This window comes from Methylocaldum szegediense (assembly GCF_949769195.1).
Taxonomy (GTDB): Bacteria; Pseudomonadota; Gammaproteobacteria; order Methylococcales; family Methylococcaceae; genus Methylocaldum; species Methylocaldum szegediense.
The window spans coordinates 331217-353267 of the sequence record NZ_OX458333.1; the positions used below are offsets into that span (position 1 = coordinate 331217).

At 57.5% G+C, this 22051-nt stretch carries 20 protein-coding genes; 15 read left to right on the forward strand and 5 right to left on the reverse strand.

Features of this window, described 5'->3' with window-relative positions; all coding sequences use genetic code 11:
* The first annotated feature begins 377 nt into the window (after positions 1-377).
* From QEN43_RS01445 to QEN43_RS01455, 3 genes are all read left to right on the forward strand, one after another.
* Positions 378-1343 carry an IS481 family transposase gene (locus QEN43_RS01445; protein ID WP_317963379.1) on the forward strand — a complete coding sequence of 322 codons (966 nt, stop codon included), beginning with the start codon at positions 378-380 and terminating at the stop codon, positions 1341-1343.
* A gap of 567 nt (positions 1344-1910) precedes the next feature.
* Positions 1911-2735, forward strand: coding sequence for a hypothetical protein (locus QEN43_RS01450; RefSeq protein ID WP_036268908.1), 825 nt, complete (start codon positions 1911-1913; stop codon positions 2733-2735).
* A gap of 257 nt (positions 2736-2992) precedes the next feature.
* Positions 2993-4579 carry a fused MFS/spermidine synthase gene (locus QEN43_RS01455; protein WP_026610508.1) on the forward strand — a complete coding sequence of 529 codons (1587 nt, stop codon included), beginning with the start codon at positions 2993-2995 and terminating at the stop codon, positions 4577-4579.
* A gap of 192 nt (positions 4580-4771) precedes the next feature.
* Here QEN43_RS01455 and QEN43_RS01460 read toward each other — a convergent pair whose 3' ends face one another.
* Both QEN43_RS01460 and QEN43_RS01465 read right to left on the reverse strand, forming a co-directional pair.
* The gene (locus QEN43_RS01460; protein WP_084162095.1) at positions 4772-6268 is read right to left on the reverse strand and encodes an ABC transporter permease/substrate-binding protein; all 1497 of its coding nucleotides are present in this window, start codon (positions 6266-6268) and stop codon (positions 4772-4774) included.
* 6 nt (positions 6269-6274) lie between these two features.
* The gene (locus QEN43_RS01465) at positions 6275-7015 is read right to left on the reverse strand and encodes an ATP-binding cassette domain-containing protein (protein WP_026610510.1); all 741 of its coding nucleotides are present in this window, start codon (positions 7013-7015) and stop codon (positions 6275-6277) included.
* Between the two features lie 31 nt (positions 7016-7046).
* Between QEN43_RS01465 and QEN43_RS01470 the strand changes: the two genes are divergently transcribed.
* Positions 7047-7556: a hypothetical protein gene (locus QEN43_RS01470; protein ID WP_026610511.1), complete on the forward strand. Its 510-nt coding sequence runs from the start codon at positions 7047-7049 to the stop codon at positions 7554-7556.
* A 376-nt stretch (positions 7557-7932) separates the two neighbouring features.
* Here QEN43_RS01470 and QEN43_RS01475 read toward each other — a convergent pair whose 3' ends face one another.
* The 3 genes from QEN43_RS01475 to soxC all read right to left on the reverse strand — a co-directional run bounded on the left by QEN43_RS01475 (position 7933) and on the right by soxC (position 10089).
* Positions 7933-8172: a hypothetical protein gene (locus tag QEN43_RS01475; protein ID WP_026610512.1), complete on the reverse strand. Its 240-nt coding sequence runs from the start codon at positions 8170-8172 to the stop codon at positions 7933-7935.
* Positions 8173-8261: 89 nt separating this feature from the next.
* Positions 8262-8816 carry a c-type cytochrome gene (locus QEN43_RS01480; RefSeq protein WP_051331740.1) on the reverse strand — a complete coding sequence of 185 codons (555 nt, stop codon included), beginning with the start codon at positions 8814-8816 and terminating at the stop codon, positions 8262-8264.
* Positions 8809-10089 (reverse strand): sulfite dehydrogenase, encoded by a 1281-nt coding sequence (soxC, locus tag QEN43_RS01485; RefSeq protein ID WP_084162099.1) that lies wholly within the window; start codon positions 10087-10089, stop codon positions 8809-8811. Before soxC ends, QEN43_RS01480 begins: the two co-directional genes overlap by 8 nt.
* A gap of 324 nt (positions 10090-10413) precedes the next feature.
* On the opposite strand from soxC, the gene QEN43_RS01490 reads away from it, so the two are divergent.
* The 11 genes from QEN43_RS01490 to lnt all read left to right on the forward strand — a co-directional run bounded on the left by QEN43_RS01490 (position 10414) and on the right by lnt (position 21833).
* Entirely contained in the window at positions 10414-11292 is an 879-nt protein-coding gene (locus QEN43_RS01490; protein ID WP_026610515.1) for a hypothetical protein, read from the forward strand.
* 52 nt (positions 11293-11344) lie between these two features.
* Positions 11345-12052: a rhomboid family intramembrane serine protease gene (locus tag QEN43_RS01495; protein WP_026610516.1), complete on the forward strand. Its 708-nt coding sequence runs from the start codon at positions 11345-11347 to the stop codon at positions 12050-12052.
* A 48-nt stretch (positions 12053-12100) separates the two neighbouring features.
* Positions 12101-13597 carry an FAD-linked oxidase C-terminal domain-containing protein gene (locus QEN43_RS01500; protein ID WP_026610517.1) on the forward strand — a complete coding sequence of 499 codons (1497 nt, stop codon included), beginning with the start codon at positions 12101-12103 and terminating at the stop codon, positions 13595-13597.
* Positions 13598-14659 carry a glycolate oxidase subunit GlcE gene (gene glcE / locus QEN43_RS01505; RefSeq protein WP_026610518.1) on the forward strand — a complete coding sequence of 354 codons (1062 nt, stop codon included), beginning with the start codon at positions 13598-13600 and terminating at the stop codon, positions 14657-14659.
* Complete coding sequence (glcF, locus tag QEN43_RS01510) at positions 14659-15897, forward strand: glycolate oxidase subunit GlcF (RefSeq protein ID WP_026610519.1); 1239 nt, start codon at positions 14659-14661, stop codon at positions 15895-15897. The genes glcE and glcF overlap by 1 nt, the downstream gene beginning before the upstream one ends.
* Positions 15898-15995: 98 nt before the next feature.
* Positions 15996-16535: a hypothetical protein gene (locus QEN43_RS01515; protein WP_036268912.1), complete on the forward strand. Its 540-nt coding sequence runs from the start codon at positions 15996-15998 to the stop codon at positions 16533-16535.
* Between the two features lie 119 nt (positions 16536-16654).
* The gene (gene miaB / locus QEN43_RS01520) at positions 16655-18028 is read left to right on the forward strand and encodes a tRNA (N6-isopentenyl adenosine(37)-C2)-methylthiotransferase MiaB (RefSeq protein WP_026610521.1); all 1374 of its coding nucleotides are present in this window, start codon (positions 16655-16657) and stop codon (positions 18026-18028) included.
* 1 nt (position 18029) lies between these two features.
* Positions 18030-19019, forward strand: coding sequence for a PhoH family protein (locus QEN43_RS01525; protein ID WP_235726614.1), 990 nt, complete (start codon positions 18030-18032; stop codon positions 19017-19019).
* On the forward strand, positions 19016-19471 hold the full coding sequence (gene ybeY / locus QEN43_RS01530; protein WP_026610523.1) for an rRNA maturation RNase YbeY: 456 nt from the start codon (positions 19016-19018) through the stop codon (positions 19469-19471). Before QEN43_RS01525 ends, ybeY begins: the two co-directional genes overlap by 4 nt.
* Positions 19468-20337 carry an HlyC/CorC family transporter gene (locus QEN43_RS01535; protein ID WP_026610524.1) on the forward strand — a complete coding sequence of 290 codons (870 nt, stop codon included), beginning with the start codon at positions 19468-19470 and terminating at the stop codon, positions 20335-20337. The genes ybeY and QEN43_RS01535 overlap by 4 nt, the downstream gene beginning before the upstream one ends.
* A gap of 14 nt (positions 20338-20351) precedes the next feature.
* Positions 20352-21833, forward strand: a complete 1482-nt coding sequence (gene lnt, locus QEN43_RS01540; RefSeq protein WP_051331741.1) for an apolipoprotein N-acyltransferase — start codon at positions 20352-20354, stop codon at positions 21831-21833.
* Positions 21834-22051 lie beyond the last annotated feature (218 nt).

Consider the following 22051-nt stretch of genomic DNA (forward strand, 5'->3'; position numbering starts at 1 on the left):
CGGGATTCACACAGGCGGCTTTCCCTCGCCGTCGAGGTAAGGGTTTACCTTAGGGCGCTCGAGAAACCTCTTGGAAGGCTCTGGCTAGATGGCCCACTGGAAAAGCACTTAATCAGGGCATTCTTAGATGTCGGCTGCTTGAACCGCTCGTCCGACGTTAGCCACGACCTTTTTGCATTGATCGACCAACATCGCCGTATCCTTTAGAGCATTTTCTAATCACAAAGTACGGTTAGGGGCGAGACTCGCTTCAAACTCACTGGCCTGCCTAAGTGTCGCGTCTCGTGTGATTATTTACCGAGAAGGAGTTATGCTCTGTTCGAAGCCCGGAGCCTTCTCCAGGAGATATTCGGTTCGTCCAAGTGAGGTTTCTCTCCATGCAGATTCGTCTTCATAAGAACGCCCGTACCACCCCGGCCGTTCGGCAGGCCATTCAAGCGTCCACGTTGAGCGAGCGCGCCTTGGCCCAAAAGCATGGCATTAGCCGAACGACCGTCCGCAAGTGGAAACACCGCTCCTCGGTCGAAGATGCCTCACACCGGCCCCACACCCTCAGAACCACGCTCACGCCCGCCCAGGAAGCCATCGTGGTCTACCTCCGCCAAGCTCTGCTCCTCCCCTTGGATGATCTCCTGGCCGTGACCCGGGAATTTCTCAATCCCGCCGTGTCCCGTTCCGGGCTAGACCGCTGCCTGCGCCGCCACGGGGTGGCGTCCCTCAAGACCCTGCTTCCGCCTACAGAGAAGGCGAAGGTCAAACCCTTCAAGGCCTATGAGCCCGGCTTCCTTCACCTGGATGTTAAGTACTTGCCCGCCATCGACGGCGAACCCCGCCGATACCTGTTCGTCGCCATCGACCGCGCCACCCGCTGGGTCTATGTCGCCCTCAAGCCCAACCGCACCGCCTTAAGCGCAAAGGACTTCCTCAAAGCGGTGATTCAGGCCGCGCCTTTCCGCATCCAGAAATGCCTGACCGACAACGGCTCGGAGTTTACCGACCGTTTCCTGACCCGAACTCGGCAGCCCTCGGGGACGCATGAGTTTGACCGCCTCTGTACTGAACAAGGCATCGAACATCGCCTGATTCCGCCGGGCCGGCCCCAAACGAATGGCCTGGTGGAACGCTTCAATGGCCGCATCGAGGAGGTGTTGCAAACCCATCACTTCGATTCAACCGCCGATCTGGACACCACCCTGCACCGCTATGTCGAGCTGTACAATCATCACATTCCCCAAAAGGCCTTACGCCATCTCACCCCGATCCAGGCTCTCAAAAACTGGCAACTGTCCCATCCTCATCTTTTTCGAAAGAAGGTTTACGATCTTGCGGGACTTGACACCTAAGGCAGCTTCCTTTTCGAGCGTGCATCAAAGATGAAAACGCTCGAGTCGGTCATGATCGCCGTATCGGCCGCTGATACACACCCGTGAAAAGTCGCCACGTCCAGGCGTTGCACTCAGAAAGCGTCTGAGATTATCCCATCGCGATCTCAATGCAGTCGCGAATCGACATCGGGTTTGAGATTCGAATGTTGAGATTTGGAATAACCGTCTCAGTTTTGTATCGATGGGTTAACTAAAATGGGACATTTGCCTTGTGCTTTGTGTTATATCCCGTACTGTTTGAATAATCGCGTCGGACCGTAAAGTACCTTGCGGGTCTCAGTCGATTTCTCGCTCATTTGGCCTATCGCACTTTTTCCTTTGTTTACCGGCACTCTCGGTTTTTTCCCCACAAAGTTCGCCTTAGCTATCACGCCGTGGTACGAGATTTGATTGAAGAATAGGGCGCAAGGCGATGAGCGAGCCGGTTGAATCGGTTGGCGGGCTCCGGCGTGCATCGCCATTGCGCGTTTCTCACAAAAACCGTTAAGGCATAAGGAGATAACAATGAACAAAGTATTGTTTGCTATGGTCGCGATGGGCATGACCGCACTCGCTTCGATTCAGGAAGCGTCGGCGCATGTCGGCTGGGGAAACCGCGATTTGATTTTGAATGCGCAAAACGTGGTCGACAACGGCGACGGCTCGATCACATATGAATACCGGTTCGGTAGCGTCACCGGCAACTACGGCTGGGCCGACGGTCTGGATTATGACTGGGGTGACAGCCACATCGTGAGGTTTACCAAGTTCGAGATCACAAACCCCGGGGGCGCTGTGGTGGACATTAGCGTTCGAGCGGCTACCGAGCTTACCAATCCTGCCACGGGAGAAGTCACAACGGCGCTGGGCGATTTGAACCCCGCTTTCACCTTATACAAAGGTGTCGGTCCGGTGGTGGATTATGGCGGCACCACGGGTGCCCATAATCTCGTGCCCGCCAGTTCTTTTGATACCACGGAATTCCTCAACGCGGACGAACTAGGTAAGGAAGGTTTGTTCAGAGCGCTGCACGATGTAACGATGTGTAACACGTCCGGACAATGCGGTACGCAGGCATATGTTGCGCATGCTGGCGAAATCAACGATCCGAGCAACAGCGTCTCTTTGGCCGGCCTGTTCCTCGAACCGGGTTGGTATTCATTGGTCATCGGCGGCAATTCACATATCGGTATTCCCCTTTTCGGTAACGATTTCACGGGTTCGGGGATCGATGATGTTGACGGTGTGAGAGGTTTTCACGTCGATCTGACGATCACTCCGGCTCCGGTTCCGGTCCCGGCGGCGGTTTGGTTAATGGGGTCCGCGCTGGTCGGATTGATCGGCATGAGAAGACGGGAAGCGGCTGTCTGATTGAGTTTCAGACATCCGTCTTAATTGGAAGCCACCGAGAGTGGGAATAGTCTCGGTTGTCAAGGCCGCATGGATGCGGCTTCCTTTGGACAGGGATGTCGTTTTTTCGTGGTTTCGGTTCTTCGTCGGAATGCGCTTGTTTCGCCCGTTTTGATTTTTCGGCCATTCCTTATTGGTAGGGACGATTGAAATCGAGCGCGGTTTTACGGCTATTGATCCGACAAACTTGCCCGGTATTTGGGCTTCGCATGTACCTTATGGCCAAGTCGCTTTCGAATGCGTCCACTTACGCCAAGACCGACTCCGTCTCGGCGCTCGACCGCACCATTCTTTACCTTACCGTTTCCCTGACCGGCGCATCCGTGATGGTTCTGGAACTGCTCGGAACGCGGCTGATCGGGCCTTTTTACGGCGTTAGCCTATATGTCTGGTCATCGTTGATTTCGGTGACGATGATCGCTTTGGCTTTGGGTTATTGGCTCGGCGGCATGATTGCCGATCGGGTTCCGAGACTGCGCCTGTCGTATTTAATTGCCTCGGCCGCTGTATCCACGCTGCTGATTCCTATATCCATCCGCCCAGTACTGTTGTTGACCGATCCGATGGGATTACGCGCGGGAGCGTTTCTTAGCGCGTTGCTGCTGTTCACGGTGCCGCTGACTCTTTTGGCGATGACCGGACCTTATGTCATCAAACTGGCCGCACGGCAGCTCGCGAACGTGGGGGCGCTGTCGGGTTCGGTCTACGCGGTTAGCACGCTCGGCAGCGTGATCGGAACCATCGCACTCGGGTTCTATCTGCTACCGATAACCGGAGCGCGCGCGGTGCTTTACGGTCTCAGCGCATTACTCGGCTTGCTGGCGTCGATCCTGGCGTTGTACGAACGCCGCGGTTCAGGGGGCAACATTGCGACGCTGTGTGTCGCGGTGATCGTTTTCGCGTGTTTCGGCAGTGTCGCTTTGGCATACGAGCATCACCGCTCGCAACCCTGGGGCAAGAATTTGTCTTTGCTCTACGAATCCGAGAGCGTATATGGCTGGGTTCGAGTGATCGATGATCATGCGCAGAAGGTACGGTTCATGATGTCCGACGCCTCGACGATCAGTGCCGCGGATTTGGACAATGTCCGTTTAGGCTTGCTGTCGTATCAATGGGTGACGCAGCGCTTACCGGTCTTCAGACCGGGTGCCCGCTCCGCACTATTGATCGGTCTGGGCGGCGGTCATATCGCGGCTGGCCTGGAGAGCCAGGGCGTGAAGACCGATGCGATCGAGATCGATCCCTCGGTAGCCTACGCGGCTTCGCGTTATTTCCACTATCGGCCATCCGGTGATTTGATCATTGGCGATGCCCGTTACCAGATCAGGCGCTTGAACAAGACTTACGATTTCATCATTCACGATTGTTTCACGGGCGGCTCGGAGCCAGCCCATTTGATGAGTGTTGAGACCTTGAGAGCGCTGAAGGCGCATCTCAATTCGGGCGGCATACTGGCCATCAACTTTGTTGGCTTCACCGAGGGTGAGCGCCGGAGGCCCGCTCAGCTGGTTTACCGGACTTTGGGCGAAGTATTCGGACATCGGCGGGTTTACGTATCGGAGCCGAATTCGGAATTCAACGATTTCATTTTCTTTGCATCGGACGCGCCGATTGCCGTCCATCCGGAAGCCGCTAGCGCGAAAACGCTGGACTTGTTGGCCGAGCGTGAATTTTTTGGAATGACCGAAGGCGAAACCATCGTGACCGACGATTTCAATCCGCTCGAAAGCCTGCAAGTCAGTAAAGCGGAAATGTATCGCAAGGTATTGCTGCAGCGAATTGGCTTGGAAGTCCTGCTACGTTGACAATTGATAGCCGTTACGGCTGCGGATGGCGTCGGCGATGCGTTTTCGGCGGTAGAGCGGTTCAGTTTGAAAGGCGTCCCGAAGGACAGCGATTCTCGACTCATCGCGGCCTCCGAGGCTATCCCAGACGGACAAGGGCGTGTCTCCGAATACACGACACAAAGAAAATGGCATCCTACATGCGTGGCTGATTCAGAGCCGCAGGCCCTTGGGCACTAGCCACCGTTCGGCGAAGCCGAAAGCGCTCTCTATAGCTAGTGCGAGCAAGGCGGCCGGTATGGCGCCCTGGAGGATCAGACCAGTGTCGTCCAGGCGGATACCGGTGAGTATTAGCTGGTCGTAACCGCCCGCGCCGATCAACGCGCCCAGGGTAGCCATGCCGACGTTGATGACGGCTGCTGTCTTAATGCCTGCGAGTATCGTGCGCGAGGCAAGGGGTAATTCCACCAAGCGTAGCCGGGCTGAGCGACTGAGTCCGAGGGCATCGGCCGATTCGAGCAGGGAAGGGGGTATGTCTGCTAGGCCGGTGCACGTGTTGCGTACGATAGGCAGCAGGCTGTACAGAAACAGAGCGGCAATGGCCGGCCGAGTGCCGATCCCGAGCAAAGGGATCATGAATACGAGGAGTGCCAGCGAAGGGATGGTCTGCAGAATGCCGGTTGCGCCGATGACCAATCGCCCGAGACGAGGTCTACGCACGCAAAGAATCCCCAAGGGAACGGCGGTGAGAATGGCCGCGGTCAGCGAAATTGCGACCAGGGTGAGATGCTCGACCGTGTGGCGCCAGAGACTAGTGCCCAGGCTCGTTTGTCTGGGGGCCGCCTTGATCCCGAACCGTTTTTCCAGGAAGCCGGCCGCAACCCGGCTTTCCGGTACCTTATCGAGCTTAGCCTCGGCGTTCATGGCGACCATCGTCGCTTCGGAAATTTGCCCTTCGAGCTGTCGCAGTGCCGGCGGAAGATCGGGCTGTCGTGCCGCGAGATCAGCCCGGTAAAGGTAGACGGCGTGATAATCGGGGAAATAGCCCCGATCGTCTTCGAGTACCCGCAGCGAGTAATACCGTATCTCCGGGTCAGTGGTGTAGAGATCCGTCACGTCCAGGCTGCCGCTGACCAGTCCGCGGTAAGCCAGGTCGTGATCCATTCCGACGACCGCGTGCTGAGGCAGGCCGTAGGCTTGGCGTAAACCGGGCCACCCGTCCGCCCTACCCATGAATTCGTTGCTGAAACCGAATTTGAGCTCCGGATGTCGGCGCAATCCCGAGATGGTGGCGATTCCAAGACGGCCGGCGTGACCGGCGGTCATGCCTAGGGCATAAGTGTTATTGAACCCGAGCGGTTCGCTCATCCGAATGCCCTGTTCGGCCAGCGCCTGGCGCAGCGCGGCGAGGTCTCGCCGGTCCCGCAGCCGGTCTGCGAGAATCTCCTCCATCAGGGTTCCGGTGTATTCCGGGTAGAGATCGATCTCGCCGTTCCGAAGCGCCTGCCAGATGAGCCGTGTTCCGCCCAACTGATCCCTGTGCTGCACTTCGATACCCTGGCTTCGGAGAATCTGGGTCGCAATTTCGCCGAGGATGACCGACTCCGTGAACGGCTTTGAACCTACGATAAGCCCTGCAGTTTTCTCCGCTGCGGGCGTCGGGCCGCAGCCGAGCCATAAACCGAGCAGTAAGACCGTTGTGCGGATCATGTGCTGTTAGGAGAGCGAGTCGACCAGGCCGCGCTGCGCCTGAACGAAACGCGCAACGTAGTCTGTGGCAGGAGTTCCGATCAGCGCTGCCATGGGGCCCCGTTGTTCGATGGCGCCTTCCCTGAGCAGGACAATCTCATCTCCAAAATAGCCGGCCTCGCCTAGATCGTGCGTCACCATCAGCACGGTTTTGCGAAGCGAGGTGAACAGCGTCTTGAGATCGGTCTGGAGATCGTAGCGGATCAGCGGGTCCAGGGCGCCGAGCGGTTCGTCCAACAATAGGATCTCGGGATCCAGCATGAGTGCGCGCATCAGGGCCACCCGCTGACGCTCGCCTCCCGAAAGTTGGGACGGATAACGGTCCAATGTTTTCTTCGAAAGGCGAACCAGATCCGCCAGCTCGAGAATGCGGGCATCGATCCGGGTGGAGGACCAGCCGAGCCGCCGCGGCATAAGGGCCACATTGCCACGGCCCGTTAGGTGGGGAAACAATCCTCCCTCCTGGATGACATACCCCATATGGCGGCGAAGCGCCAAAGCGGTAGCGGCGGTGATCTGTGCGCCCATGAATTCGACGGTGCCGCGGTCCGGCAGGATGAGCCCGTTCGCCAACCGGATCAAGGTGGATTTGCCGCAGCCGCTGGCGCCGATGACCACGGTCACGCGACCTTTGGGAACCGCCAGATCAATTTCGCGCAGCACTGTGACGTTTCCGTACTGTTTGGTGACCCGTGACAATGTCAGCATGATGCGATCCTACCCGCAAAGGAGACTGCCCATGAAAATCCTGACGACGATCAAACACGAATTGCTCACGATTCTTCCACCCACGCTGTTCTTTTTCGTGAGCTTTTGTCTGCTCATCATGACCAACCAATTGATTTCGCGGGAGTACCATATTCCGGCCGTCGGTTTTGCCAATGCGGCGATTGGAGCGCTGATCGTCGGCAAAGCCGTCCTGATTATGGACCGGTTCCGGGTCATCAACCGTTTTCCCCGTAAACCATTGATCTACAACGTGGTGTGGACAACCGGCATCTATTTTGGCGCCACGCTGCTGTTTCGCTACCTGGAACATCTGGTGCGTTTTCTGTCGAAATTCGGAAATATCGCGGAAGCCCACCGGCAGGTCATGGAAAGCATTGTGTGGCCGCATTTCTGGTTGGTCCAAATGTGGCTGCTAGTATTGTTGTTTGTGTACTGCACGCTTAGAGAGCTGGTTCGAGCGGTCGGAAAACGGGAACTTACTGCTCTATTTTTCGGCCTGCCCGACAAGGCGAAGCCGTAGCTTGTTCTTGCGCCGGTGCGGAAGACTTTGGGTTGTGCAAGACCGTTTATTGTGCGGCGGAACAGCAGCAACGAACGTCGCCACGGTAAGCGGGGCGGTTGAATGGGCCGGTGGTCCTGGTTGAGAAGGGGAGCAGGTGGCAGGCATGTCCGAACGCCGTCCCAAAGGGTAGGGGGTCCCTAAAACGCAGGGCGCGTGTCGGGACCAGGCGTCAGATTGCGTCGGTTCCGAAAGTCCTATCGGGCAGGGACCCGCGGGATGCGAAGGCGGGCGCAGTCGAGCCGGTTTGGTTCATCATATCCAACATGGTGCGCATTCTTTCATCCGGTCTGAGATCATTCCGCCCGTTCCTCGAGCGTTTCCGGCGCGCGCAGTGTTACCGCCAAGCCTTGTCCATGCGGTATTTCTGCCGATATCGCTTGGAGAGCAGCTTTCCATGCTCTTCGCACAAAAACCGGTGTGCCCCGGCTAATCCGGGCAAGCTCATGGGCTTTCTTAGATCGTAAACGGCCGGTTTGCGACATTGTTCGTCGACCCAACACAATGGCCTATGGGTATACATTGCATCCATTCCTCTTGTGACGAGATCAAAGATATCAAGCAAATACGGTGCCATCACCTTTTTCCCGAAGGCATGGCCACCTTCCGGTAGGCTAAGAAATCCTTGGATTTGGCTTCGAGGATCGGTAAGAGAATGAGTTCATTTTATCTCGCTTTTTCTCCCGGCCAGATTGGAATAAAGCCGCGCCGGTTTGGCATCTCGACCCGAGGTAAGCTCGCTGCGTTCATTTCGGTGCGCTCGTCGATAATACCGTTGATGTACAAGAGATAAGCCGTCACGGCATAAACCTGATCGTCGGTCAGGCTGCGGGGTGCATCCAGCGGCATGGAGCGTCGGACGAAGTCGAATAGGGTGGTGGCATAAGGCCAGTAGGTCCCGATGTTTTTGTCCGGATGGGGGCCGGTCAGAGAGCCACCCCCGGCCAATTCCTCGGCGCTTCCGCCGATGCCTTTGGGGCCGTGGCACGAAGCGCACTTGGCGTCGTAAAGAGCTTTGCCTTCGTGGGCCGTGCCTTTGCCCGGCGGGAGTCCGGTACCGTCCGGGAAGACATTGATGTCCTGCGCGGCGATCTCTTCGGGAGAAGCTGGGCGCCCAAGCTTCGGACCTTCCGGTGCGGCGGAACACGCTGCGGATACGGCAAACAAGACGATCGCCAGTCGTCGCAGCTGTCGCCCGTCTTGATGATGTTGCTTACGCATAGACATGACTCACGGTCCCATCCTCGGCCACAGCCCAGGCGACGACGGCGTTGTAGTGAAAATAACCATGCCGTCCGCGCTCGGCGATCAGTACCTCGCGTTCCGGCTGAACATAGCCGGTTTCGTCGGTGGCGCGGCTCTTGAGCACCAAGGGAGAGCCGTCCCAGCGCCATGGGAGACGGAAACGGGTAAAACACTGCGGCAAAACCGGTTCCTGCAGAGCGGATTCCGCCCAACTGCGTCCACCATCGGCGGAGATTTCGACCCGCCTGATCCGCCCCCGACCGCTCCAGGCGAGGCCGCTGATCTGGTAAAGACCGGGACCTGATAAGTTCCTTCCGGGCGATGGAAAGGTGATGATCGACTTCGCGTCCATGACGAAAGTGAATTGGCGCGCCTTGCCGGAGGGTAGCAGTTCGGTGTATTTGGCGGTTTCATTGCGGGCCATGACCGGTCGGTTCGCCGCTTGCAAGCGGCGCAGCCACTTGACGCTGAGCACCGCCTCCCAGCCCGGCAGAATCAGCCGCAAGGGGTATCCGTTTTCAGGTCGCAAGCGCTCGCCATTTTGATAAAGCGCGAGCATGGCGTCGTCCAGGGCTTTTTCTACCGGAATACTGATGTTCATGGCGGCGGCATCCGCACCTTCGGCGATGAGCCAGCGGGCCTCAGGACGCAATCCGGCTTCGTCCAGAATCACAGCGAGCGGAACACCGGTCCATTCGCTGCACGAGGCCAAGCCGTGGAAATAGCCGACGGGCGTCTGTATCGGCTCCTCGTGCCAGCCGGCATTGCTGTTGCCGCCGCACTCGACGAAGCAGAGACGGGAAACCATGGGATAGCGCAACAGATCGTCGATACTGAAGGACAGCGGGTTTTCGACGAGTCCGTGAATCAATAGGCGATGTCGGTGCGGGTCGATCTGCGGCACGCCGTTATGGTGCCGTTCGAAATGGAGGCCATTAGGCGTGACGATGCCTTCCAGCTTATGTAATGGGGTCCAGGATATGCCGTTGCCCGGGGCACCCGCATTGGCCGAAATCCAACGTATAACATCTTTTTCGTGAGGCGAGGGGCGGCCGTAATTAGTGAACGGTTCGCCCGGGGTTTTCATCCAGGGTGGCGGCTCTTCGGCCAGTCCTTGGACGGCGTGCCCAGCAAGTGCTGTCCCGGCGCCGAATGCGAGGCTTTTCTTGAGAAACAGCCGGCGGTCCAGGAGACCGCCGCTGGCTGCTGGCGGCAGGCTTCCCGTTTCGTTTGCCTCTTTGTCGCTCATCGCGCCTCCTTTTCGAAAGAGAAACAGCTGTCGATCTTACTCCGATCAGAGGACGCAGGACATTGCTCGTTCAGACCATCGATCTTCGAATGCGAAAGGCCGGCGCGAAGACAGGGAGAAAAGGTTTTCGCGTTTCAGGCGAGAATCGGTAAGATTCGTTTGGGGCTAAGTGAAGAGGGGTTCGGATGCGGGGTGACAAGCACCGCGTTCGGGCATGGAGAAAATTTCGATAAAAAGTCAAGGTGATGGCTGAAGCATTACAAAATGAAAACTCGGGTCGGATCGGCTGTGATCCGGTGGTTACAGTGAGGCGGGCGTTCGACCATGCGTGAGTTTGCGGCTTTCATTATGCGAAGCCGGCTGCATGCGATCGCGATAGTCGGTTTGTTCGGGGTTTTTTCGTTGAAAGTGCTTCCTCTCGGCTTGCTCAGCGCCGCGGCGCTCGGTTTGGTGGCCTTGCGCAAAGGCTGGCTGGAGGGTGTGGTGATAGCGGCCGGCGCTGCGGCCGTGGTCTGGGTCGGTTGGTCCATGATGGAGCATCGGCCGGGTCTCGATTTCCCGGTTGTTTTTGCAGTTTGGCTGCCTTTGTTGGTTTGTGCGGAGAGTTTACGGCGTACGGAGTCCCAAGGATTGGCGCTGATCGTGACGGGCGTGATCGTTAGCGGGTTCGTCCTGGGCATGCACTGGGTCACCGGCGACGTGGTCGCGTTCTGGCAGTCCTGGCTGAAGCGGGCCGTCGCCGCGGTACCGGGGGCGACCGTTCAAGGGTTCGAGCGAGACGGAACACTGCGCCTCATGAACGGACTGGTGGCGGTGCTCTACGGTTTTGCCATGATGTTCAGTCTGTTGTGTGCGCGCTGGCTGCAATCCTTGGTCTACAACCCTGGCGGTTTCGGTCGCGAGTTTCAGCGTCTTCGACTGCCGCGGTTGGCTTTGCCGGTGATTGTGGGCGCGATTTGGGCATCAGGCTCGGTAAGCCAGACCTTGGTTGCCGACCTTCTGATGGTAGCGATAATGATGTACTTCTTCGTGGGATTGGCGGTGGTGCATGGGCTGGTCACCATCAGACGCTTGCATTGGGGTTGGTCGGCGCCGCCATATGTGGCTCTAGCGTTCGCTCCGCAATACGCGCTCGTAGGGTTGGCTCTGGTTGGTGCCGCCGATGCCCTGATCGATTTTCGGGCGCGGGCGAGAAAAGGATGATCCGGCGAGTGGGGACGGGGGTGGTCTTTGGATTACGGCTCAGGGTCGAGCGATGATTCCTTATCGTGACACGATTCCCGCCAAATATACGCCATGGATGACCTGGGCGATCATCGCGCTGAATCTGGCGGCCTTTGCCTACACCCAGTGGTTGACTCCTCAGGACTTGTATTACTTTCTGAATCTTCACGGCTTGGTACCGGCGCGGTACACGAATCCGGAATGGGCGGTTCGGGTCGGATATCCGCCCGGCGATTACACCCCGTTTGTGAGCAGCATGTTCCTGCACGGCGGAGCGCTGCATCTGGTTCTCAACATGTGGTTGCTCTGGATATTTGGAGACAACGTCGAGGATCGGATGGGCAGCGTGAGGTTTCTGGCCTTCTATCTGATCTGCGGTTTGATCGCCGGAATCGTGCATATTTACACCAATCCCCGGTCCAACATCCCGACGATCGGTGCATCCGGCGCCATTGCGGGCGTCATGGGCGCCTATTATTTCCTGTTTCCTTACGCTCGCGTGGTGATCTGGATGTTTTTTCTGCCTTGGTTCATCGAGGTGCCGGCCATCGCCTTTCTAGGGGTTTGGGTGATCATACAGCTTTACAAGGTGACTGTTGGCGCGCCCTCTGACGAGCCTTTCGCCGATGTCGCCTGGTTCGGACATCTCGGCGGCTTCATCGCCGGCATGCTGCTGTACCGCTTCTTTCTGCTCGAAGGACGCAAGGACGATCGATATTTTGGGCGGCATTCGGTTTGATGCATGAGGACCTCGCTCTGTGAATTGAGCCGGGGCACGGGTTAAAACATGGTTTATCGCGTCCATCCCTCCGAACGAGTCCCTCATCACGTCGACCGTGACTACTTTCTCCGCCTCCTCAGCGAACACATCGGGAACAACGGACTGCTGTTCGATGCGGAAGATCTTCGTCCCTATGAGTGCGACGGGCTTTCCGCATACCGCGAACTACCCTGGATCGTCGCTCTGCCGGAAACGATAGAGCAGGTTCAGGCCGTGCTCCGTTTGTGCCGGGAGCACGGCGTGCCGGTCGTGGCGCGAGGTGCGGGTACCGGTCTTTCCGGTGGAGCTTTGCCGGTCGCCAACGGTGTACTGTTGAGTCTCGCCAAATTCAACCGGATCCTCGAAATCGATCCTGTAAACCGGACCGCGCGGGTTCAGCCGGGGGTGCGCAATCTCGCCATCTCCGAGGCCGCGGCGCCTTATGGACTTTATTACGCACCCGACCCGTCCTCGCAGATTGCATGCACCATCGGCGGCAATGTCGCAGAAAATTCTGGCGGCGTTCACTGCCTCAAATACGGGCTGACCGTACACAACGTCCTTCAGGTGCGGATAGTCACCATGGACGGCGAACTCCTGACACTGGGCGGATCGGGATACGATGGCCCCGGTTACGACCTGTTGGCGTTGATCACGGGGTCCGAGGGTTTGTTGGGCGTGATTGTCGAAATCACCGTGAAACTGTTGCCTATCCCACCGTGCGCACAGGTGCTCCTGGCCTCGTTCGACAGCGTCGAGGCGGCGGGCGAGGCGGTGGCCGCCATCATCGGTGCCGGTCTTGTTCCGGCCGGCCTTGAAATGATGGACAACATGACCATTCGGGCGGTGGAAGATTTCGTGCATGCGGGATATCCGATCGATGCTGCGGCGATCGTGCTCTGTGAATTCGACGGCATCGCCGAGCAGGTCGAAAGCGATCTCCTCAAAGCCCGGGATATCTTCAGGACCCGAGGCGCGACCGATGTCCGTCAATCGACCGGCGAAGCCGAGCGCAAGCGATTCTGGGCGGGCCGCAAGGCGGCATTTCCGGCGGCAGGGCGGATTTCGCCCGATTATTACTGCATGGACGGCACGATACCGCGCAAACGCTTGCCGGAGGTATTGCACCGAATTGCGGAGCTTTCGGCCCAGTATGGGCTAATGGTCGGAAACGTGTTCCATGCCGGGGACGGCAATCTCCATCCGCTTATTTTGTACGATGCCAACAATCCAGGCGAACTGGAGAGGGTGGAGGAGCTAGGCGGGAAAATCCTGGAGGTTTGCGTCGAAGTCGGCGGAACCATTACCGGCGAGCACGGCGTCGGTGTGGAAAAGATCAACCAGATGTGCCTTCAGTTCGGGACCTCCGAACTGGCACAGTTCCATGCAGTCAAACGGTCTTTCGACCCCTACGGCTTGCTCAATCCGGGAAAAGCCGTTCCGACACTGCATCGATGCGCCGAATTCGGCGCGATACACGTCCACCGAGGACGGGTGGCTCACCCTGAACTGGAACGCTTCTGAATGAACGCCGATCTCAGCGAGAGTCTCCGTCAAGCCGTATCGGATGCGGGAAACTTAGGAACACCGCTCATGATCGTCGGCAGCGGAAGCAAAGCGTTTTATGGCAGGAAAGCCGCAGGAAACTTTCTGGAAGTCGCTGGCCATGCCGGTATCCTGCGCTACGAGCCGACCGAATTGGTGATCACAGCACGCTGCGGGACGCGGTTGTCCGATATCGAATCCGCTTTGGCCGAGTGCGGCCAGATGCTACCGTTCGAACCACCTTACTTTGGCCAGGACGCCACGCTCGGAGGTACGCTGGCCTGCGGATTTTCCGGGCCGCGTCGGCCATTCGCGGGTTCGGCTCGCGATTGCATGCTGGGTTGCAGGATTCTGAACGGCAAAGGCGAGGTGTTGTCGTTCGGCGGAGAAGTGATGAAGAACGTCGCCGGCTTCGACGTATCCAGACTGATGGTCGGCGCCATGGGCACGTTGGGCGTAATTCTGGAAGCATCGCTCAAAGTGTGCCCCAAGCCCGAGCATGAGTTAACCGTTTGTTTCGAAAGCAGTGTCGAACACGCTCTGAGCGCAATGAACCGATGGTGCTCGGAGCCGTGGCCTTTGTCCGGGCTCGCCTATGATGGCAACCGAATCTACATCCGTCTGTCGGGCTCGGAGCGAGCCGTCGATGCCGTATACCGAAAATTCGGAGGAGAGATTCTCGAGGACGGCAATGCATTCTGGGAGGACTTGCGCGAGCAACGCCATGAGTTCTTCCGTGCGGATGGCAATCTCTGGCGGATATCCTTGGCACCGGCCACTCCTGTCTTGGATGTGCCCGGAGACTGGTTCTACGACTGGGGCGGAGCGTTGCGCTGGCTGAAAACCGATGCGCCCGCCGAGGCTGTTTTCCGGGCGGCCGAAGCGGCCGGCGGGCATGCCACGTTATTTCGAGGTGATTCCGGCGATGGACGGGTATTTCAGCCTTTGAGCGAAGGATTGAAATGCTTGCACGCGAATCTGAAGAAGGCATTCGATCCTAATGGTTTGTTCAACCCGGGGCGGTTTTACGAGAATTTCTAATGCAGACCCAGCTTGCCGATTTCGTCAAAGATACGCCCGAAGGTCGAGAGGCCGATGCGATCCTTAGAAAATGCGTGCATTGCGGCTTCTGTACCGCCACTTGTCCGACATATCGGCTCTTGGGGGACGAATTAGACGGCCCACGCGGGCGGATCTATCTGTTGAAACAGATGCTGGAAGGGCAGAAGGTCACGACGCGGACGCAGTTACACCTGGACCGTTGCCTAAGCTGCCGAGCCTGCGAAACGACCTGTCCGTCGGGTGTCCGCTACGGCAGGCTGGCCGATATCGGCCGTGACCTGTTGGAAAGAAAGGTCCAGCGTCCCTGGCTGCAGCGCTTGCAGCGGCTAGCTCTGCGCAAGCTGCTGCCTTACCCCAGGCGCTTCGCAACAATTTTGACGTTGGCTCGATTGATCCGGCCCATGCTTCCCGCGGCCTTACGCGCCAAGATACCGCCCAAGGTCTCAGCCCCGCAATGGCCAGCCGCGAGACACACTCGTCGGGTTTTGATGCTGAAAGGGTGCGTACAGCCTGCCATGGCACCGGCCATCGACGCTGCTGCCGCGAACGTTCTGGATCGCCTCGGTATCAGCGCGGTTCGCGTCGACGGCAGCGGTTGCTGCGGCGCGCTGAGTTACCACCTTGCGGCGCACGAGGAAGGCAAGGCGTTCATGCGCCGGAACATTGACGCCTTATGGCCGCACATCGAACAAGGGGCGGAAGCGATCGTCAGTACCGCTAGCGGCTGCGGGCTGATGCTTAAGGAGTACGCCGATGTGCTCAAGTACGATTCCGTTTACGCTGAGAAGGCCGAGCGCGTCTCCGCGCTGACGAGAGACATCGGCGAGATTCTGGCTGGGGAGGACTTGTCGTCGCTTCGGAGTTCACCTGTCGGAAGAATCGCGTTCCATTCGCCCTGTACCCTTCAGCACGGCCAGAAACTGAACGGACTGGTCGAACGCCTGCTGTCGGACTTGGGATTCGAACTGACACCCGTCGATCAGCCGCATCTCTGCTGTGGTTCGGCCGGAACCTACTCGTTGCTGCAGCCCGAGCTTTCCCAAAAGCTTCTGGCTGACAAAATCCGGGCTCTCGAACAAGGCCGTCCGGAATGCATTGCGACCGCGAATATCGGTTGTTGGGCCCATCTGCGCTCCAGTGCCACGGTACCCGTGCATCACTGGATCGAATTGCTTTACCTGTTGTTGGAAGGCCGTCATGCCAAATCAGCCCCTTGACAAGGTGTATCGTCAGGTGATAAAGGAGTGTTTATGCGAGGAAACGTATTGTTTCCTTGCTGTAGCTGATTGTATCCCAAGCGATTTGGAGGACGGTCATGAAGCGTTTGTATTACCTCACCGGTAATCTGGACAGTACCGAGCAGATTTCCAACGACATGCACCAAGCCGGCATCACCGACTGGCATTTTCATGTCGTCAGCAAGGATGAGGCAGGTCTTTACCGGCGCAATATACACGCTGCGAATCTCATTCAAAAACATGACGTTATCCGATCCGGTGAGCGCGGGGCGATGATAGGCGGTGTCGTCGGGTTGTTGTTGACGGCTTTTTTGATGGCCACAGAGCCCTTCGGGCCGGATGTCAGCGGTTTTGTTTACGTGGCGGCCTTTGGTTGCGTCACACTGTTTGGTGCTTGGGTCGGCGGTTTGGCAGGCTTGGCCACGGAGAATCACGCCATAGCACAATTCCACGACGATATTCACGCGGGGAAGTATTTGATCATGATCGACGTGCGCCGCAATCAGGAAGAGCGCGTTCGCTCGTTGATGGCGGAAAAACATCCGGAGGCAAAATTGATGCGGGTAGGCTCGACCTTCGTCAATCCGTTCGAGTTTGTGAAAGCGAAACCCGCCTAAAATATACCGATCTCCTAAGCTTGGCACTCGGCTTTGGAAAGACGCGAGCTCGGAGTTGAAACGAACGATCAGTGGCTAAATTTGATAAAATTTAGCCACTGATTCTTTTTCCAGCCGAGATGAGCCAGAAACTTTTCATTGAGACCATGGGTTGTCAAATGAATGAGTACGATTCCGCCAAGATGCGCGACGTACTCCACGCTTCCCATGGATTCGAGCTGACCAACAACCCTGAAGAAGCTGACGTCCTCTTGTTGAATACCTGTTCAGTGCGGGAAAAAGCGCAAGAAAAGGTTTTTTCCGAATTGGGACGTTGGCGCTCCCTGAAGAATAAGAAACCCGGGGTAGTCATTGGCGTCGGCGGCTGTGTTGCCAGTCAGGAAGGGGAGGCCCTACAGCGGCGTGCTCCCTATGTGGACATGGTTTTTGGCCCGCAAACCCTGCATAGGCTGCCGGAACTGCTGGACCGGGTGAAAACCGAACGAACACCGGCTATCGACGTATCCTTCCCGGAGATCGAAAAGTTCGACGCGCTTCCGGAACCACGCGCGGAAGGGCCAAAGGCGTATGTGTCGATCATGGAAGGTTGCAGTAAATATTGTACGTTTTGTGTCGTACCTTACACTCGGGGCGAAGAGATCAGCCGTCCCTTGGACGACGTTATCACGGAAATCGTCGCTTTGGCTGAGCAGGGCGTGCGCGAGGTGGTTTTGTTGGGACAGAACGTCAATGCCTATCGCGGCCTGATGGTCGACGGAGAAGTCGCTGATTTTGCTTTGCTTTTACATTATGTGGCGGCCATCGACGGGATTGAGCGCATCCGGTTTACGACGTCACATCCGGTAGAGTTTACGGATAGTTTGATCGAAGCTTACGCAGAGATTCCGAAACTGGCAGACCATTTGCATCTTCCCGTACAGAGCGGTAGCAATCGGGTTTTGAGCTTGATGAAGCGCGGCCATACCCGCGAAGAGTACATCGACAAGATCGAGCGGCTGCGGCAGGTCCGGCCTAATTTAAGTCTGTCGTCGGATTTTATCGTCGGCTTTCCCGGCGAAACCGACCAGGACTTCGAGGAGACCATGGACTTGATCGAAACTTTGGGTTTTGATCATTCTTATAGTTTCATTTACAGTCCCCGTCCCGGCACGCCGGCTGCAGAAATGAAAGATGATGTGCCCATAAGCGTAAAAAAGGAGCGCTTGGCCCGGTTGCAGGCAAAAATCAACGATATGTCGGCGAAAATTTCCCGCAGCATGGTCAATACCGTGCAGCGCATATTGGTCGAGGGCGTTTCGAAAAAGGATTACGCTCAACTGAGCGGACGCACCGAAAACAACCGCGTGGTGAATTTCTCGGGTCCGTCACGACTCATCGGGCAGTTTTTGGATGTCCTCATCGTTGAAGCGCTGCCAAACTCGCTCCGGGGCAGATGGGTCAATACCTCGACTTCCGATTTTTCAACCCACGAGACCAGCAGGCTCACCGTATAACTTGCTTAATCATCTGAACTCCTTGCACCTTACCCTAGAACCCGCAGACAACGAGCGGCTGGCTAGCTTGTGCGGCCAATTCGATGAACATCTTCGGCAAATCGAAAGACGCCTGGGCGTAGAGATCGCCAACTGCGGCAATCATTTCGAAATCATAGGCTCCGGCAAACCCGTTGAGGCTGCGTACAAAGTACTGCAAAGCCTGTTCGACGCAACCTCGCGTGAGGTGGTGACGCCGGAGCACGTTCACTTGTCACTACAGGATGCCAATATCGCCGCCATGCTGGAAAGTAGCGGCGATGAGGTCGAACCGCTCGTGATCCGCACCAAGCGTGGTGCGATTAAGCCGAGAGGCACGAATCAACAGCGCTATCTCAAGAGCATCCAAAGCCACGATATCAATTTCGGCGTCGGTCCGGCCGGGACCGGCAAGACCTACCTGGCCGTGGCATGTGCCGTCGCGGCGCTCGAACGGGAAGAAGTGAGGCGCCTGATTCTCGCGCGTCCAGCCGTCGAAGCCGGCGAAAAACTGGGCTTCTTGCCGGGCGACATGGCTCAGAAAGTGGATCCTTATTTACGACCTCTGTACGACGCTCTGTATGAAATGCTGGGCTTCGAGCGGGTCGCGAAGCTCATAGAGCGCAACGTGATCGAAGTGGCGCCGCTCGCCTTCATGCGAGGCCGTACCTTGAACGATTCGTTCATCATCCTGGACGAGGCGCAAAACACGACCGTCGAGCAGATCAAGATGTTTTTGACCCGGGTGGGCTTCGGCTCCAAGGCCGTGATCACCGGCGATATCACTCAGGTCGACCTGCCGCGCAACAAGGAATCGGGGCTCAGGCACGTACTAGAGGTGTTGCGCGACGTCGAAGGCATCAGTTTTACCTTCTTCACCTCGCAGGACGTCGTGCGCCATCCCTTGGTGCAGCGTATCGTCGCCGCTTACGAGGCTTACGAACGAGCGCAAGTGGCCGACCGATCAGCATGATCCACGTTGAAGTTCAACGCGCCACGGAACGGCAGTGGGTGCCGGAAGACGGAAAATTTCTGCGATGGGCGAGCGCCGCGGCGAAACGGGATGAAGCAGAGCTAGTCATACGGATTGTAGACGAGACGGAAAGCGCTCAATTGAACGAATATTACCGGCACAAAGCCGGGCCGACGAACGTTCTCAGCTTCCCTTTCGAAGTGCCGGAAGGCATTCCCACTCAGGTGTTGGGCGATCTTGTCATCTGCGCCGCCGTCGTCGAGCGCGAAGCGCACGAGCAAGGCAAAAGTCTCGAGGCGCACTGGGCTCACATGGTGGTGCACGGCATGCTGCACCTACAGGGTTATGATCACGTCTCTGAAACCGATGCCGCTGTTATGGAAGCGGAAGAGATCGCCATTCTCAAGAGCTTAGGCTTTCCCAATCCCTACGAGGAGATCATGACGTCATGAACGAGGAGCAAACGGGCGAGCATCGAAGTTGGCTCGAACGAATAGGCCTTTTCTTCACTGGCGAGCCCGAGGATCGTGAGGATTTGATGGAATTGTTGCGCGCTGCGCAGAAACGGAATTTGATCGAAGCGGAAGCGCTTTCGATGATCGAAGGGGTTATGCAGGTATCGGAACTCAAAGTCCGAGACATCATGATCCCGAGAGCCCAGATGGTGGTGGTTTCGCAGGATGCGGAACTGGAGAGCGTATTCCCATTGGTGGCCGAGTCGGCCCACTCCCGTTATCCCGTCATCGGAGAAGACCGCACCGAGGTGGTCGGCATTCTCCTGGTGAAGGACCTCCTGATTCACAGCCTCCAGGACAAGACCAAGCTGGTCAAGGAAATCATGAGACCTGCCCAGTTCGTTCCCGAGAGCAAACGTCTCAACGTGCTGCTCAAGGAATTCCGAACGACTCGCAGTCACATGGCGATCGTCGTGGACGAATACGGCGCCGCGGCCGGTTTGGTGACCATCGAAGACATTCTGGAGCAGATCGTCGGCGAGATCGAGGACGAGCACGATTTCGGGGAAGAGGAATACATCTTCCGGAAGAACGACCGCGAATACACGCTCAAAGCGCTGACACCGATCGACGAGTTCAACGATTATTTTTATGCCGATTTCAGCGACGAAGAATTCGATACCATAGGGGGGCTGATCGTTCACCAACTCGGGCATGTGCCCAAGAAGGGCGAGAAGGTGGATATCGATCGCTTCCGATTCATCGTCTTGCGGGCGGATAGCCGCCGCGTACACCTGCTGAAACTGATTCTTCTGCCGCAGTCGGAAAGCTCCTCTGAGAGCGCCAGCGCTCGCATGGATTAACAAGCCCCTCTATCGTGTTTCACGACATTTTGGCTTTGCTCGGCGGTTTATTGCTGCCGCTGGCCTTCGCTCCGTTCGACTATGCCGTTCTTGCCGTCGTCGGCCTGCTTTTCCTGTTCTCGAGTTGGCGGGACGCTTCATCGGGCCGGGCGTTTTTGCGCGGTTACCTGTTCGGATTAGGGCAATTCGGCCTCGGTGTTTCCTGGGTCTACGTCAGCATGCACGACTACGGCGGCGCCAGCGTCCCGGCCGCCGCCGCGCTGACCTTTCTTCTTACCGCATTTCTAGCGCTTTACCCCGCGCTGGCGGGTTGGCTCTCACGCCGATTGTTCGACGGAAGCCGAAGTTTCCAATTGTTGGTTGCCTTTCCGACAATCTGGGTTTTGGTTGAGTGGTTCCGTGGCTGGTTCCTGACCGGATTTCCGTGGCTGCAGATCGGCTACAGCCAAACCGATACCCCTTTGTCCGGCTACGGGCCCGTGTTCGGAGTATACGGCATAAGCTGGGTATTGGCCTTTGTGGCTGGGGCAATCTTGGCGACCGTTCAGCCGGCGCGTAAACCGAGAACGATCGCTGCCGCCGCAATCGTCGTCGTGCTCGGCTTGGGTCAGGCGTTGAGCGGCGTTTCTTGGACGCAGCCGGCGGGGGATCCGTTCAAGGTGACCCTGCTTCAAGGTAACGTGCCTCAACACATGAAATGGCAGCCGGAATTCCAACGGGCGACGCTGGACATGTACGCCGAGATGACGCGGCGATCCTGGGATTCGCGGCTAATCGTGTGGCCGGAAACCGCGGTTCCGGCTTTTTATCACCAGGTTAAGGACACCTATCTTGCCGACCTAGAGGCGGAGGCGAAGGCGCAGGGGACCGATCTCCTGATCGGTGTGCCTTATTACGATCTAACGCAAGATCGTTATTTCAACGCGGTTGTTTCGCTGGGAGAATCCGCTGGAGTCTATTTCAAACGACACTTGGTTCCTTTCGGGGAGTATCTACCGCTCCGCCCCGTGCTGGGCTTTGTACTGGATATTCTGGAAATACCCTTGTCGGATTTCGCCAGCGGAGACGGCAGCCAGACGGCACTGGTCGCTGCGGGCTACCCGCTGGCAGCTTCGATCTGTTACGAAGACATCTTTGGACAGGAATCCCTGGCCGCTTTGCCGGAGGCTGCCTATCTCGTGAACGTCACCAACGATGCTTGGTTCGGCGACTCGATCGCACCTTATCAGCATGCACAGATGGCCCGGATGAGGGCGCTCGAAACCGGGCGCTACATGCTGCGCGCCACCAACACCGGCGTCACGGCGATCATCAACCCGAAGGGTAAAATCGACGTGGCTGCGCCCTTGTTTCAGCGTACCCAAGTGAGTGGAACGATCACGCCTTTTGCAGGCAGCACGCCTTATACCCTGTGGGGAGACTGGCCGGTGGTAGTTGGTCTCGGAGCGGTTTTGAGTTTTGCTGCGTGGTGGCGTCGGCGTGAAGGACGAGGGTAGATCAGGAACCCTCTTCCGCCTGCAAATCGGGGATAGCCTTGACGGAAGCTGCAATTGAGTCGGACGAAATAAGTCTCAAGTGCCTTCTGGAGTATTGTCGAAGGGCTTGTGTGGTTTTAACGGCTTTTCCTCGGGCTACTGTGGGAACAACTGGGGCAAAGAGACCTCGACTTGCGTCTGCCATCTTGAATGGACAGACTCGACTGAGTTTTCTCCCA